Raw genomic sequence first — 15,054 nt, forward strand, 5'->3', positions numbered from 1 at the left:
TATAACTTTTTTATTTGATTATTTGATATAAAATATTATAATCTTAATTATGAGAACAATCACATGGCACAACTACCGCAGCGGCAAATATCGGTATCGCCCTAGAGTCTTTGTTCTCAGTCAGTGCCCGGGACTTTCTTGTTCCAAATTTGCCGAATATTGGACTGGCTCCCGTTTTTTTTCAACCCACTGCTGGATTCAACGTCAGCTTCTGCATGGACAAATGTGTTTAATGATGAACTTGCTGCTATCCTTGCAGCGTTTGGTGAAAACCACGATGATATCAACCTCTTTGAGATGGATGTTTTTTCACTTATTAATCTATATCAAGTGGAAACACAAGAGTGGATCGATCTGTTTTGGGAAGAGGATTTTTTTCACCCGTCGGCAGTTGGGCACGACATCATTTTTAGAGAAGCTGCGGCAGCAATTGGTGAGCCTGTTCCAGAACCGGCGACTGTGCTCCTCCTTGGCCTTGGTATCCAGGGGGTTGCAGGTATCAGCAGAAAAAATAGCAACAGATCAGCCTGACATCTCAGTCTATCATCAGGTTTGAAACAGGGTCAAAAATGGCCCTGTTTTTTTTGCAGTCTGTTCTAATGCCCGTCGCCAAGGATAAATTCATCTGCATCCTCGATGTTTCCCTCAACAATGTTCATACGGTCAAAGGGCTTATTTGGATGATATTCCCTGTCTCCGATTCTAATTTTCCTGACCCGTTTAATGTCTTTAAAGACAATATTTTTCTCCCGGATACCCTCCTGCTGCAGTTCATTTACCCGGTTCACAAGTTCATTGAAAAAGTTTTCATCCTGAATTAAACCCATCAGTTTTTCTTCGATACCACCTTGAGTCCCTGCAGTATCAGGATTTGTTTCAATATCGGGGACATCCTTTATAAAGCGGGGGCGAATCCATTGCCAGAAACTGCCTAACAGTTCCTCTTTTGCAGATTTTGCAGCGCTGCTCTGGGCGGCTCCCTTTATTATATAACCCAAGGCTACTGTTAAAAATGTACTGATCGGTTCCATGATTACCCCATTTGTTGTTTGATATAATTATAATTATTTTTAACCTTTGAAATATTTGGATGACCGGGTGGCAGGATGTTTTCAAAAACAGCCACGGCCTTACCGGAGAGTTTCAATGCCTCTTCATACTCCCCAAGGTCTTGAAGCACGGTTGCCAGATTTGAATAGCTATTTGCCGTTGAAGGGTGATCTTTGCCAAAGTTCTTCTCATCAGATTCCACGGCCTTTTCCAGGAGGGTTTTGGCCCCTTCATACTCCCCAAGGTCTTGAAGCACCAGTGCCAGATTTGAATAGCTGATTGCCGTTGAAGGGTGGTCTTTGCCAAAGTTCTTCTCATCAGATTTCATGGCCTTTTCCAGGAGGGTTTTGGCCTCTTCATACTCCCCAAGGCCTTGAAGCACCAGTGCCAGATTTGAATAGCTCCTTGCCGTTGAAGGGTGGTCTTTGCCAAAGTTCTTCTCATCAGATTCCACGGCCTTTTCCAGGAGGGTTTTGGCCTCTTCATACTCCCCAAGGTCTTTAAGCACCAGTGCCAGATTTGAATAGCTCCTTGCCGTTGAAGGGTGGTCTTTGCCAAAGTTTTTCTTATCAGATTTCACGGCCTTTTCCAGGAGGGTTTTGGCCTCTTCATACTCCCCAAGGTCTTGAAGCACCAGTGCCAGATTTGAATAGCTGATTGCCGTTGAAGGGTGGTCTTTGCCAAAGTTCTTCTCAGAAGACTTTACGGCCTTTTCCAGGAGGGTTTTGGCCTCTTCATACTCCCCAAGGCCTTGAAGCACCAGTGCCAGATTTGAATAGCTCCTTGCCGTTGAAGGGTGGTCTTTGCCAAAGTTCTTCTCAGAAGACTTCACGGCCTTTTCCAGGAGGGTTTTGGCCTCTTCATACTCCCCAAGGTCTTGAAGCACCAGTGCCAGGTTTGAATAGCTGATTGCCGTTGAAGGGTGGTCTTTGCCAAAGTTCTTCTCATCAGATTTCATGGCCTTTTCCAGGAGGGTTTTGGCCTCTTCATACTCCCCAAGGTTTTGAAGCACGGTTGCCAGATTTGAATAGCTCCTTGCCGTTGAAGGGTGGTCTTTGCCAAAGTTCTTCTCATCAGATTCCACGGCCTTTTCCAGGAGGGTTTTGGCCTCTTCATACTCCCCAAGGTCTTGAAGCACGGTTGCCAGATTTGAATAGCTATTTGCCGTTGAAGGGTGATCTTTGCCAAAGTTCTTCTCATCAGATTCCACGGCCTTTTCCAGGAGGGGTTTGGCCTCTTCATACTCCCCAAGGTCTTGAAGCACCAGTGCCAGATTTGAATAGCTGATTGCCGTTGAAGGGTGGTCTTTGCCAAAGTTCTTCTCAGAAGACTTCACGGCCTTTTCCAGGAGGGTTTTGGCCTCTTCATACTCCCCAAGGTTTTGAAGCACCAGTGCCAGATTATTTTGAAGTTCAGCGGCCTTATTTTCTTCTTCCCGGGAAAGGGATGTTTGTTTTTCTATAGCCGATAAAACGGATCTTCCAAAGGGTATCCAAGGAAACTTATCTATTGGATTATCCTTGGTCTGGTCAATATCCAACCGTGTGATGATGTTTTCCATGAGAGTTTTAATTAGGGAAAGGTTTGGCGGTTGTTCCTCCTTTATAACCTCTACAATCACAAGGTGCATTTTGACGCTGTCAATGGCTTCATTTTTAAGGAGCCAGCCTTTTTGGCACAATTCATTCAGGGTTTGGGCAAAAATTTCCTTTCTATTGCCTGTCTCAGGTTCGATAAGCTGGAGCAGCAGGTTATAAGAATGATATTCGGAAGGCAGGCAGGCGATCTGCTGCATCAGCCATATTTCATCTTTATTGAGTTGGCTCAATGAAAAAACAGTGGTTAAAAAAGAGGTGATCCTTTCGATTTTAGCGCTTCCAGGGCGATTGATTTTTACGTTTGCCGCCGCATTGGCATTAAGGGCGTTTTCCAGTATTTCAAAATCATACCGTTGATGTACAGCCATTTTGGCCAGTATTTCAATACACAAGGTATGGTAGTCAAGACTTTTTACCAGGGATTGTATCTGTGTATCGTTCAGTTCGGTAAGGGGGTAATGTTTTTTAAACAGCAGAAAGGCATCATCCGGGTTTAAAAAATCCAGCCGTTTCAGGGAAAAGCCTGAGAGTTCAAGCCTTGAGGTCAGCAAGAGGTGCCATTCCGGTGCGCTGGGTAACCTATCTCTATATTTTTCAATGCTATCGTTTACATTGTCCAGTATCAACAGGTTGGGAAAGCGCTCTAGGGCATTTAATTTTCGCACCATCTCATTGAATATATCCAAAGGGTCAGTGAATTCGTGACGAATACCAAGATTTTTCCGCAAACCATCGACATTGATAAAGTTCAGTAGAAAAGAGTTGTCCGGAATCTGGGTAACCCAGGCAATATGGTTATATTCTTCCCAATACTTATCAGCATAACCCTGGGCAAGAGTGGTTTTTCCTATCCCGCCCAAACCGTTGAGGACCAGGGCCTGCCGGTTGTTGACCAGAAGGTCCCGCAGTTCATCCATGTCTTTTGTTCTACCAACCATTACCCCCGGTGAAAGCGTTGGAATACTTAAGGTGAGTTTTTTGGGGAGATGCGTTTTTTCTTTCGGGTAAAAATGATAGTGAATTTCATCGCCCATTTTCACACTTTTTGCCTCAATATTTCCATGGACCACGTTTTTCTGGGATGCCACACCATTGAGCAATGTTTTGAAAATATCGGACAGATTGTCGCCCTGTTCATTAATCACCTGGAGCAATACGGCAATATGCCGGTCGTCCAGTTGCTGCAGCTTTTGATGGATATCATCGGCCTTGGCGGTATTTATGACAAAACCTTCCTGGTTGGCCTTTTGCACCACAATGTTTTTATCCACGTCTATTTTAATGGTGTCAGTTTTCATAAAGAACCTCTCGTGCTTTTTTGTTCATCGGCACCATGCCTTCTTGATAATACTTTTCATACAATTTTATATTATCTGGCGTTAACCGGTTGACTTGAAACTCCCAGATACCAACCATCCAGGGGGCTAAAAAATAATAAGCAATCTCTTCCGATTCTTTAAAACGAAGGATCAGTCCCTTTTTTGACATCTGATACAGGGTATCTCCAAGATCATTTTCATCCCGGTTCATTCTTTCTGCTATAGTTGAAACAGCCTCCGGGAAAGGTCTCATAGACAATGCGATCTCTGCTTCATCAGTAGAATAGGACTGGGGCTCAGAAAGGTCTATAGGAGGATCGTTTCCTTCAAAGGAATGTCCACATTCTCCGCAGAATTTAAACTGGAGCTGGTTTAGATGGCCACATCCGGGACATTTTTTCTCCAGTATGCCAACGCATTCTACGCAGAATTTTGTTTCGTCCGGATTTATAAACTCACACTTTGCGCATTCCATTTTATTACTCCCGTGGTTCAAAGGTAATAAATCAGTTACGACAAGGTTCTGAGTAATTTCTGTTCAGTAGAAGAATAGAGAAGGTAGATCAGTTTTCTAACCCAACTTATCAAAAGGAGAACTGAAATTCAAATGAATTAAAAATGAAACAGGTAAACAAAGATTAACAATTGACCAGAGCCACACGGCACAGCCCAACTTTGGGCCATGCTCCGGAACCATTAATGGCATGATTATTCCAAGGGAAGGTCACAATCTGGCCCTCCTGTGCAAATAATGAAAGCTAATCGGAGAATGGGAAAGCCTTATCCTAAAAACTATCTATCCCCCTGTGTCAAGATATGCCATTACGGCTGCGTTAAAAATAGCCGGGCAAAGAATCAACGATGTTTCAAACTCTTTGGTTTACACATCTCTCTAAAAGGAAAGTATTCAGAATTACCCTACCAGGTAATGCAGGGTTGGATGGTCGATTTCAGCCCACATGATTTTTTTTTTAATAACCGCTTTTAGGCAAGTCTAACAGTTATACTTACTTGCATGATTGGCACCAACTTTAATCCAGGTTTCCGGTGATGTATTATTTTGGTATCCATAACAATTTCGGCGGCTGAATAGTCCACCTTTGGATACTAATACTTAACTGGGGAAATATTTCCATATGATATAAAAAGTGGCTTAACTGGGTGTCCAAATTATATGGGGAGGATCAATGTTTAAATGTGATCCAGAATATATACCATGCGAACAATTATTTGTGATAACCTGCCCAAAAAAATGGATATGATAATTTCATCATTTACTCTTTAAAAAGGCTTTTAAAAAATTATGGTTCACCTGTTGTTCTGTATCTTGAGTTCGACATCCATCTTAATGATTTTCAGAAGCCTTGAACGATTTAAAATCGAACTATTCCATGTAATCATTTTAAATTATATCACGGCTTCCTTTATAGGCATGTTCCTTTACGACAAGGGATTGGTGGAATATTACATCAAGATGTCAAGGCAGGACTGGTTTTTTCTATCTGCCGTTATCGGAATATTGCTGATTATCATGTTTTTCATGATGGGCATCTCCGCCCAAAAAGCAGGATTGGCTGTAACTACTGTGTCCACAAAAATGTCGGTTGCTATCCCCATGGTGTATTCCATTTTTCACTACCTTGAACCTGTCAGCGTCATGAAATTAACAGGCATTAGCCTGGCTGTGACAGCCCTTGCCCTGACAGCCGTCAAAAAGAAATCTTCCAAAATCCATATGCGGTATGTTTACTTTCCCATCATTTTGTTTATTGGTATGGGATCATTGGATGTCATCTTGAAATATGCCCAGCAGGAACATATTACCCCGGGTCATTCTGCCCTGTTTACTGGGGCATCGTTTACCTGGGCCTTTATTGCAGGATTCATTGCCTGTTTCTTAAAAAAACTGCCCTTGAAACCTTTTATGAGGCCCCGGGTACTTTTTGCCGGAATTCTTCTGGGTCTTTGTAATTTCGGATCCATCTTCTTTATGATCAATGCCCTGAACAGCCAAGTTTTTGAAAGTTCCATCATTTTTGGTATGAACAGCATCGGCATTGTGGGTCTGTCTGTTTTTCTTGCCATTACGGTGTTTAAGGAAAAACTGCTGTGGATCAACTGGATCGGGGTCGGGCTGGCAGGTCTGGCCACCATTGCATGGTTATTTGCCTGAAGCATTCCGGGCAAAAGGGTTGCACAACGAAAAGTCTGCAATCTGGGGCGCACCACAGTAACGTGTAGCCCTCAGATTTTCTCCAAGATGATCAGTAAAGTATTGTTTTGGTATCCTTGAGTATTCCGGCATTCAAATACTTCACCTTCAGATACTTATCATTGACCACAGAAACACTTCGATATGATGAAAAAAGTGGCTTAACTGAGTGTCCAAAATATCGGGGGAGGATCCCTTAAAATTAATCTTTATAGAGGTGCGATTAATATGATTTTGGTCCCCTCTTGGGGGTTAGAATTTATTTCAATATTCCCTCCTATTGCCTTAAACCGTTCTGAAATACTGAACAATCCAAAACTCAGTGAATTATTAATTTCAATCTTATTAATATCAAAACCAGCACCATTGTCTTGGACGCTGACGATTAATTGATTTTTATCAATTATAAGTTTAACTTCTGCATGTTTCGTTTGTGCGTGTTTAATAATATTTATCACCAACTCTCTAACTGACCGGTACATAAATATTTTAATGGTTTCAACAATGTTTGCAGGGGGGGTAATCTTATTGATAAAATTAATCTTCATATCATTCTGCAGATTAATGTCCTCTATAAGCCATTTTAAAGCAACTTCGAGTCCCAAATTATATAAAATGGGAGGACATATTTGAAAGATAACAGATCTCATATCGCTAATCGCTTGTTCAACTAATTCTTTGATATCAATTAATTCTTCAAAAGGATTATCCTTGTATTTTTTTGACTCCAGTACAGTTTTAATTTTTAATAGACTGATCGCAAGTGATTGACTGGCAGTATCATGAAGATCTTCTGCAAGAAGATGTCTTTCTCTTTCCTCCGTTACGATCAATTCGTTTGAAATCTTTTTTAGCCTTCCCTCTATGTTTTTACGCTCTTGTTCAAATAGTTTATTTTGAATTTTTTTTAATTCATCAGTTCGCTCTTTAATGATCTTTTCTCGAAAAAGGATTTGTTCATTATGTTCTTCTTGAATTGTATTAGCATCCTCGATGATGTCTCGAACCGCTGGAATTCTATAAAGGAAGGAGTTGAAAAACCTTTTTAATAGACTATGGTCGATAAATCTTATTTTAAATTCCCATATGCCTTGTCCGGGATCTCCATATTTCTGGGGTCCTTTATCAAGACATTTAACGTTTATCTTAATATTGGTTGCTCCTGAAAGCAGCGCATATGATTCAAAAACACCGACATGCCAATTCATGGCAAAATCATTAATGATGATATTTTCTTTATGAACAATTTTAATAATCACAAACTCTTTGGTGCATTTTAAAATTTCAATTTCTTTTGTACGATTATATTTTCTATTTTCTTTGGATATCCTTTCTAATAAGCGATATGTGCCTATTAAGGGAATACCAATAGCTGTTCTAAAAAAACGTTGTGACTTATAGGAGGTTCTACCAATTTTAAGAGCAAGCTCAGAATCGGGTATTGCTTTTTCCAATGCAGCATATAGATCCATCATAAATAAATTGGAGAACCAATATTGAACGTTTGATAAGTGATGTGTTGATACAGGTTCAACTTTTCCAGTTTTTAAATTTTCCACAAAATATGTATTGATTCTGTTAGCTTCATTAACAATATCTTGCATTGAAATTTCAGGATATTTTTTATTGATATATTGACCGATAAAAACTGTGTTCATTGCAGAAACTTGTTTTGGCATTGCTTCATATTTGCGATTAAGATTCATTAGTTTTTACCAATTTAATTATCGTTAAGCCAATTCTTATGGTTTCACCCTATAGCTCGTAAATGGGAAACTCAAGAATTTTATTTATAGGGTGCCTGGTAAGAATATCACAGGATGAATATTGGCCGATTACGGTATCTGGATACCATTGAATGTTTGGCCATTAACTCAATTTCTGCCCAGACATCTGTCAGCGTCTCTTTGGGTGGCAGGTTCGTTACGAACCTTGGAGTTACAACCAACCTGGTGGTTCCGGATTTGACATTTTCAGACCGACCCACATTTACCTTCACTCCTCAGCGGGGCAGGGAGTTTGCCCAGAGTCTGACAAAACCGGTAGATATTGATACCTTCGCCTATTTGGCGGCTTCGGACTGGCTCATTAATCATTTACTGATCCTGCTTGGGTCTGAAATAAACGGGATCGTTAATGAACCAAGATTCTCCGTTGTAGAGTTTAACACGCTGGCGCATTCTCTATTGAATATGCAAAAAAACGGGGATCTGCTGGTGGGATTTATGGAACGCCGGGAATACCATCGCCATCTTTCTACAGAACGGCACGCAACGGTTAGGTAAAACGACGTTGTGTATGGTATCCATTTCATGTCGAACTCAAAAGTTATAGCTTCTTGCATGATTGGCATCAAATTTAATCCAGGTTTCCGGTGATGTATTCTTTTGGTATCCATAACAATTCAGGCCCCTGAACACTCAAGCTTCGGATACTTAGTCTTGATTCAATTTAACCGAAAATAACCGGATGCCAAAGATTGCAGAGTTGAGCGATGCAACTTTTGGCAAGCCGTGTTAATTTGCTTTGTTATGTTTCCTTAACCATGAATATGCAACCTTCAATTTCTGGACGGCCCTCTGGATAAGCTCGAATTTTAAACCCCATGCTTTCGTACAAACTTTTAGCAGGTATATTGTCTTTATAAACAAATAATGAAAAATTCACACCATCTGTACCAGCGGAATCTAAAAGAACTGCCATCAATTTGTAGCCCAGTTTTCTACCACGCATCTTGGGAGATACTACTATCCTCCCAAGATGTTTGCAGCCAAACTTATTAAAAACTTGAGCAAAACCAAGCAAATCACCGCCTTTGTCAACAAGAGTATAAGAGAGAGCGAGATTCCATTCGATATCAATTTTTAGCTGTTCCAGGCTTAGTGGAAAGTGAATTGATGGCCCTCCCCAATTTTTTGCCTGAGATTCGGTTAAAAACCAACCAGAGAGTTCCAGCAAATCTTGCTCGTTTGCAGGTCTAATTTTCATTCTGTATCCTTAACGTAATAAGTTTTATGAACAACGCATATCAGGATTGACAAATCGAGTAAAGCCGATTTAAGAAGATAAGTTAATACCTGGAAATTGACCATACTGGAGTCAAACTTACTCGCATGATTGGCATTAACATTAATCCAGATTCCCGGTGATGTATTCTTTTGGTATCCATGACAATTCTGGCGATTGGATACTCCACTTTTGGATACTTATCCTTGAGCCGGATAAACCGGCCCATTAACGTCTATGTATCAACTTGAATGCGGAAGAATGACTTGCGACAGCGGTCGTGGATCATAAAGTTGAATTAAAATTCAATGTTGAATAAGCTTCATATACCATATGTAGGGTTAAATATTTTATGTGGTCTGAGCCCTAAGAATGCCAGTGAACGCCCGAAAAAAAGGCGTCATCCTGAGTTGTTATAAGACATAGAGCCTACTTGTATAGAGGGTGTACCATATCGGGGTGGTATCAGTTGTTCGCTTATTAGCCAGACAACTGAATAATGCCATGGCCGGAGCTACTTGAAAACATATCCTGTACTATGATTATCCCATTAAACCTGGCAACCATAATGCCAGTTCCGGCCAAATGATAATCATGGCCATAGCCAACATATCGCATCCGATGAATGGCAGGGCTGCATAGCAGATATCTTTTATACTGATATTATCACTTGCCACACCTTTCATTACAAAAAGCATCATCCCGAATGGTGGGGTTGTCATTCCCATCTCAAAATTTATCAACATAATAATACCAAACCAAATTGGATCAAATCCAAGCATGTGGACGATGGGCATAAATATGGGAAGGCTGATCATCATGATGGAAATGGTTTCCATAAACATACCCAGAATAAAAACAGACAACTGCATACCCATGAGGATTAGAAGCGGATGAACCTTAAGGCCTTCTATAACTTCAAGAAGTCCCTGTGTGGCCCCTGTATATGCAAGGATACTGCTGAAAGTTTTAGATGCTGCAATGATCATGAACACCATGATGGTTATTTCCAGAGTTCCGGTCAAAGAATCTTTTAACATCTTCCAATTTAAACGGCCGTAGAGTAAAGTTACCAATAATGTTGCCATCGCTCCGGAGGCCGCAGCCTCGGTGGGGGTTGCAAGGCCTAAAAGCATCAGACCTAAAACCATAAAAATAATAAATAAAAGGGGACATGCATATTTTATCGTACCGATAATTTTGCTTTTAAAACTTACGTCGGATACATCATATCGTGGTGCCAGGGTTGGGTTCAACCAACACCGGACGATAATATAGGTGGTATAAAGGGCCCCCATTAGAAGTCCGGGGATAGCCCCACCCACCAGAAGTTTTCCCACAGAAATATGTGCAATACTTGCCATGACAACTATCAGTGAAGAGGGCGGGATAAGCATGGCAAGTCCACCGACACCAATGATGGGGCCCACGGCCATGGATGTCTCATAGCCTCTTTTTTTCATTTCAGGAAGAAGTGCAGTGCCTAACATTGCAGTGTTTGCGATACTTGATCCGCTCAGAGCTGAAAAGATAGTTCCTCCGGCTGCTGCAAGAAGACTCAAACGCCCGGGTAAGCGACCCAGCCATTTATCAATTACATCTATTGTATTGTTGGCAAGTTTTGACTGGAACATTATCTCGCCCATTAAAATAAACATGGGTATAGGGGCCAGGGTAAATGTGGACAGAGAGGAAAAAATCTGAAGTGTGACCTGTTTAAGTCCTCCTGTACCCATAAAAACAAGGATACCTAAAAGATCTATGGCTAAAAATGAGAAAGCAATGGGAAATCCCATGAGTAAAAGGAAAATAAGGCCAAAAATAAAAAAAGCTAAAACAAAATACCATTCCATATCTATTGAAATCCCTGTTCTATTTACGCACCATGTTTATCTGTGGGTTAATTCCTTTAAGGTTTTGATAAGCTGTCTTACAAACTGCATAACAAGAAGGATAAACCCGATGGGTATGATTATGAGTATCAGGTATTTTGGAACATCAACGGCCTGTACATCGATAATCCCCCTTTTGAATTGTCCCAGGGTCACCCAGTATCCATACCAGGAAAATATAAGGCATAGAATCGTTCCTAATATTCCATGGAATAATTTAAAATATAGTTTTTTTTGTTGCGAAAACCGACTTGTTAAAAGGTCGATAGAGACATGTTTGCCTCTTGCCAATAACCAGGCAGTGCCAAGAAAAGTGATCCACAGCAGGGAATATTCATTGAACTGGACAATCCACACAGGAGAGTTAATTCCTACCATTCTTGAAAAGATTGTGTAGCTGATAGAAAAAGTTACAAAGAGAAGAAGGAACCCTGCAATGAATGCCATGGAATTCAGCAATTTGTCAAAAAAATTATCCAAAAGATTCCTCCTTTTCTTTAAAGATTCCTTCTGATTATTTTGCAACCATCTTTTTTAACTTCGGTCCGTTTTCAGGAGCCTTTTTAATAACAATTTTCCACAATTCATCATAGGCAGTCGTTTTAAGTTTCTCAGCTTCCTTTGCAGGTAGATCAATAAACTTGATCCCCTGTTTTTTAAAGGCCGCAAACTCTTTTTCAACATGGGCCTGACCTCTTTCAACAGCATAATGTTCAGCCTGTTCCTGGGTCTGGATCAAAAGTTTTTGAAGATGGGTTGGGATTTTTTCCCATTTGTCTTTATTCACAAGAACAACATTGACTGCCATGTAAAAATTTGTAGTTACAATATATTTTGTTACTTCATGCCATCCCCAGTCACGGATCAGGCCGGCAGGCCAGATAAAACCGTCAGCCAGACCACGTTCCAAGGCTGTATAAACGTCAGGAGGCGGAATAACAAGAGGTTGGGCTCCCAGTTTTTTAAGAAAATTTATATGTGTGGGAGAGCATCTGATTTTAAGCCCTGAAAGATCGGCACTGTCAATTGGCTTATTTAAATATAATGTAAAAGGGATACCAGATCCCATCCGTCCCAGGTAATAGGTGTTTAATTTTTCTTCATGACTCTTATTTAGAAATTTGTTAACGCCAGTGGCTCTTTCTTCCCAAGGTTTAATTTTGGTGAGGCTCAAAGCATTTACTTCAGGTAAAGCCGAGGTATAATATCCATCAGTTGTAAAAACTATATCAATAATACCGTTTCTTAATGCTTCCACCTGTTCTCTGTTTGGAATAACTTCGGGTCCGCCAGTGTACTTGATTTCAAGTTGACCGGGATATTGTTTTGCAACATTTTCTTTAACCATATCCAGAAATTTCATAAAATTTTGAACTTCAAATACAGTTTTGGGCCATGCAGTAACTGCCTTGAGTTTAATTGTTTTAGAAGCCGCTTCGCCAGCGCCTGTAAATATAAAAATAATCAAAATAGCGGCAAACAAAGCTACCAGTTTTTTCAATCTGACAGGTTTTAACATAAAATCTCCTTATTGTTTAAAAGTTATGTAGCTAACTTATCGATACATTACGGCTATTATATAACGCATGATGTGTCATGTTAGTCAACAAATAAAGTTGACAAAATGAAACTGATTTTTTGTGAACAATAGGTATCTATGAACTCAAGCCTTTGGACATTGATGTGATTTAAGGTATGTTTACTTTTGATATTCGTAACATTACAATGATTGCCAGGCAGGGAGTTAAGCCTTTAATTATTTCCAAGAGCAAAGGAGAACCGCCATGAAACTTTTTCAAAGCGTTACCCATTTTTTCAATTATCAGAGGATGAACGTTAAAAAAAAATACCCTACGGAATTATGAGTTCGTCCTCAATAGTTTCCAAAGCCATTTCGGGGATGTAGATCTATCATCCCTGACCTCCGATGACATCCTGGATTTCATGTCCAAAATATCTGAAGGAACAAAACAGTCCACCAAAAAATTAAGATTCACGCTTCTAACTGCTTTTTTCAATTTCATCAAAAACTCTGTGAGTCCAGATTTCCAGAGCCCTTGTGACAATCCAGCACTTCGGAAACTTTTCCGAGCAGGGAAATCCACCCAATTCAAAATAATAGAAAAGGATGTAGTGGATGAAATCATTTTCAGAACTCAAAACCCAAGGAATCGGATCATGCTCGAACTTATGGCCCGTGCTTGCATGAGAGTCGGTGAAGTCCTGCAAATCACTCCCAAGGATATTGAAGATCGAAAAGTTATTATATGGGAACCAAAAAGTGGCAGAGAATCTGAAGCGGTATTCCTACCTCAAAAAGTTGCAGATCGGATGAAGAAATATATTCGCAACAATGGAATCAAATCTGATGTGAGAATTTTTCCAATAACCTATGCTGCTGCAAGGTTGGTCGTAAAAAAGGCAGGGGAGTTGGTCGATATTCAGGTCAGGCCGCATGACCTTAGAAGACACGCTGCCACATATGCATCTCGTTCCGGCACACCATTGGAAATTGTTAGCAAGGTACTTTTACGTCATTCCAACCTGTCCACCACACAAAGGTATTTAGGAAAAATTAGTGATGTAGAGGCAATCCGGTGGATCGACAATCTATAATGGACCCCATAATCTGAACCAGTTGTTAAGAGACATAATAAGTGTTAAAGCCAGGTTCAAATTCACCCAAAAAGGAGGTCCATGAGAAAGAGTTACAGTGGCAAGCTTAAGGCAAAAGTGGCAATCGATATGATTCGTGAACAAGCAACCGTGGCAGAATTATCTTCCAAATATGAAGTTCATCGTTCACTTCTCACCAAATGGAAAAAGGAGGCAATTGAAGGGTTGCCAGAAATTCTTTCGTCAACAAAGAAGAATAAAAATGATGATAAAAATTTAATAGAAGGATTATACATGAAGATCGGGCAACTCGAAGTTGAGAATGACTGGCTAAAAAAAAAGGTTGAGGCAATTAGTTCCTGATAGAAGATTTCTGATAGACGCAAATCACCAAGATATCAGCATAAACAGGCAATGCGAGTTGTTGCAAGTTTCAAAAGGAGCTCTTTATTACCAACCAATGCCAATAGATCCCTACACGCTGTCGTTAATGGATTTAATTGACATCCAGCATACAAAAACACCTTTTTATGGGAGTCGAAGGCTGACGGCCTGGTTGAACCAACAAAGCCATCAAATAAATCGCAAGCGGGTTCAACGCCTGATGAGACTGATGAGGATAGAAGCCATCTATCCAAAGCCCAAACTAACCAAAAGGAATGCAGAGCATAAAGTCTATCCATACTTGTTGCGGGGAGTAAACATTGAAAAAAACGACCATGTGTGGAGCACCGATATAACCTATATCAGAATTGGCAATGGGTTCGTATATTTAACGGCCGTGATAGACTGGTACAGCAGGTATGTATTATCATGGCGGCTCAGTAACAGCCTTGAGAACACTTTCTGTGTAGAAGTCTTGGAAGAAGCATTAAGCATTTCAAAACCTGAAATTTTTAACACAGATCAAGGCAGCCAGTATACAGCTGCAAATTTTTTAAAGATTTTGACAGACAGCAATGTCAAAATCAGCATGGATTCAAAGGGACGGGCACTCGATAATATCTTTGTGGAGCGCTTATGGCGGTCAGTTAAATACGAAGAGGTCTATTTAAAGGACTACCAGAGCATGAAGGACGCTCAACGCTCATTAAAAGACTATTTGAATTTTTATAACAAGGAGAGGCTTCATCAGTCTTTAAAATATAAGACCCCTGAATCAATCTATCATATGGCCAATTAAAGGAAAAATAAGGAAGTTTAACTGATTATATTGGGGGCCAGCCCCCAAGCCCCCGGGATTTAACGCTTAAAGAACCAAAGCATGAAAAGGGCAGTGCATATGCGTAACACACTGCCCCCATGCTTCAGTCTCCAGTTGCGGCGCTCAGGTTGCTTCCCAGCATTACCCTATCCTCCGA

13 protein-coding genes and 1 pseudogene are annotated in these 15,054 nt (G+C 40.5%); 6 read left to right on the plus strand and 8 right to left on the minus strand.

The window, feature by feature from the left end; translation table 11 throughout:
• Window positions 1–225: 225 nt before the first annotated feature.
• Window positions 226–531: a PEP-CTERM sorting domain-containing protein gene (locus ACZ45G_RS11185; protein ID WP_464178059.1), complete on the plus strand. Its 306-nt coding sequence runs from the start codon at window positions 226–228 to the stop codon at window positions 529–531.
• A 65-nt stretch (window positions 532–596) separates the two neighbouring features.
• On the opposite strand, the gene ACZ45G_RS11190 is transcribed toward ACZ45G_RS11185, so the two are convergent.
• From ACZ45G_RS11190 to ACZ45G_RS11200, 3 genes are read right to left on the minus strand one after another with little or no spacing between them, the layout of a single operon-like run.
• Window positions 597–1,031: a hypothetical protein gene (locus ACZ45G_RS11190; protein WP_464178061.1), complete on the minus strand. Its 435-nt coding sequence runs from the start codon at window positions 1,029–1,031 to the stop codon at window positions 597–599.
• A gap of 2 nt (window positions 1,032–1,033) precedes the next feature.
• Entirely contained in the window at window positions 1,034–3,946 is a 2,913-nt protein-coding gene (locus ACZ45G_RS11195) for a tetratricopeptide repeat protein (RefSeq protein ID WP_464178063.1), read from the minus strand.
• Window positions 3,936–4,442, minus strand: a complete 507-nt coding sequence (locus ACZ45G_RS11200; protein ID WP_464178065.1) for a zinc ribbon domain-containing protein — start codon at window positions 4,440–4,442, stop codon at window positions 3,936–3,938. Before ACZ45G_RS11200 ends, ACZ45G_RS11195 begins: the two co-directional genes overlap by 11 nt.
• An 828-nt stretch (window positions 4,443–5,270) precedes the next feature.
• Between ACZ45G_RS11200 and ACZ45G_RS11205 the strand changes: the two genes are divergently transcribed.
• The gene (locus tag ACZ45G_RS11205; protein ID WP_464178067.1) at window positions 5,271–6,140 is read left to right on the plus strand and encodes a hypothetical protein; all 870 of its coding nucleotides are present in this window, start codon (window positions 5,271–5,273) and stop codon (window positions 6,138–6,140) included.
• A gap of 248 nt (window positions 6,141–6,388) precedes the next feature.
• Here ACZ45G_RS11205 and ACZ45G_RS11210 read toward each other — a convergent pair whose 3' ends face one another.
• Window positions 6,389–7,885: a sensor histidine kinase gene (locus ACZ45G_RS11210; protein ID WP_464178069.1), complete on the minus strand. Its 1,497-nt coding sequence runs from the start codon at window positions 7,883–7,885 to the stop codon at window positions 6,389–6,391.
• Window positions 7,886–7,999: 114 nt separating this feature from the next.
• Between ACZ45G_RS11210 and ACZ45G_RS11215 the strand changes: the two genes are divergently transcribed.
• Complete coding sequence (locus ACZ45G_RS11215) at window positions 8,000–8,464, plus strand: hypothetical protein (RefSeq protein WP_464178071.1); 465 nt, start codon at window positions 8,000–8,002, stop codon at window positions 8,462–8,464.
• Between the two features lie 244 nt (window positions 8,465–8,708).
• Here ACZ45G_RS11215 and ACZ45G_RS11220 read toward each other — a convergent pair whose 3' ends face one another.
• From ACZ45G_RS11220 to dctP, 4 genes are all read right to left on the minus strand, one after another.
• Window positions 8,709–9,167, minus strand: coding sequence for a GNAT family N-acetyltransferase (locus ACZ45G_RS11220; RefSeq protein ID WP_464178073.1), 459 nt, complete (start codon window positions 9,165–9,167; stop codon window positions 8,709–8,711).
• Between the two features lie 560 nt (window positions 9,168–9,727).
• On the minus strand, window positions 9,728–11,038 hold the full coding sequence (locus ACZ45G_RS11225) for a TRAP transporter large permease (protein ID WP_464178075.1): 1,311 nt from the start codon (window positions 11,036–11,038) through the stop codon (window positions 9,728–9,730).
• Window positions 11,039–11,074: 36 nt separating this feature from the next.
• A complete protein-coding gene (locus tag ACZ45G_RS11230) occupies window positions 11,075–11,557 on the minus strand; it encodes a TRAP transporter small permease (protein ID WP_464178077.1) in 483 nt (160 codons plus the stop codon).
• Window positions 11,558–11,591: 34 nt separating this feature from the next.
• The gene (dctP, locus tag ACZ45G_RS11235; RefSeq protein WP_464178079.1) at window positions 11,592–12,560 is read right to left on the minus strand and encodes a TRAP transporter substrate-binding protein DctP; all 969 of its coding nucleotides are present in this window, start codon (window positions 12,558–12,560) and stop codon (window positions 11,592–11,594) included.
• A 371-nt stretch (window positions 12,561–12,931) separates the two neighbouring features.
• Between dctP and ACZ45G_RS11240 the strand changes: the two are divergent.
• The 3 genes and pseudogenes from ACZ45G_RS11240 to ACZ45G_RS11250 form a co-directional block, all read left to right on the plus strand.
• Window positions 12,932–13,090: pseudogene (locus ACZ45G_RS11240) on the plus strand (hypothetical protein); the annotation flags it as partial.
• A 21-nt stretch (window positions 13,091–13,111) separates the two neighbouring features.
• Window positions 13,112–13,693 (plus strand): tyrosine-type recombinase/integrase, encoded by a 582-nt coding sequence (locus ACZ45G_RS11245; protein WP_464179927.1) that lies wholly within the window; start codon window positions 13,112–13,114, stop codon window positions 13,691–13,693.
• Window positions 13,694–13,774: 81 nt separating this feature from the next.
• Window positions 13,775–14,876 (plus strand): IS3 family transposase gene (locus tag ACZ45G_RS11250; RefSeq protein ID WP_464178081.1). Its coding sequence is split into 2 segments (ribosomal slippage): window positions 13,775–14,044 and window positions 14,046–14,876, totalling 1,101 coding nucleotides; the frame shifts between segments, so codons are not numbered across the junction.
• The last annotated feature ends 178 nt before the right edge of the window (window positions 14,877–15,054 follow it).

The organism is Desulfoconvexum algidum (assembly GCF_055382125.1).

Excerpts from the sequence above, each read along its gene's own strand:
- ACZ45G_RS11200 (WP_464178065.1), bottom strand. The coding sequence starts at position 4,442 with ATGGAATGCGCAAAGTGTGAGTTTATAAATCCGGACGAAACAAAATTC.
- ACZ45G_RS11225 (WP_464178075.1), bottom strand. The coding sequence starts at position 11,038 with ATGGAATGGTATTTTGTTTTAGCTTTTTTTATTTTTGGCCTTATTTTC.
- ACZ45G_RS11190 (WP_464178061.1), bottom strand. The coding sequence starts at position 1,031 with ATGGAACCGATCAGTACATTTTTAACAGTAGCCTTGGGTTATATAATA.
- ACZ45G_RS11210 (WP_464178069.1), bottom strand. The coding sequence starts at position 7,885 with ATGAATCTTAATCGCAAATATGAAGCAATGCCAAAACAAGTTTCTGCA.
- ACZ45G_RS11215 (WP_464178071.1), top strand. The coding sequence starts at position 8,000 with ATGAATATTGGCCGATTACGGTATCTGGATACCATTGAATGTTTGGCC.
- ACZ45G_RS11220 (WP_464178073.1), bottom strand. The coding sequence starts at position 9,167 with ATGAAAATTAGACCTGCAAACGAGCAAGATTTGCTGGAACTCTCTGGT.
- ACZ45G_RS11205 (WP_464178067.1), top strand. The coding sequence starts at position 5,271 with ATGGTTCACCTGTTGTTCTGTATCTTGAGTTCGACATCCATCTTAATG.
- ACZ45G_RS11195 (WP_464178063.1), bottom strand. The coding sequence starts at position 3,946 with ATGAAAACTGACACCATTAAAATAGACGTGGATAAAAACATTGTGGTG.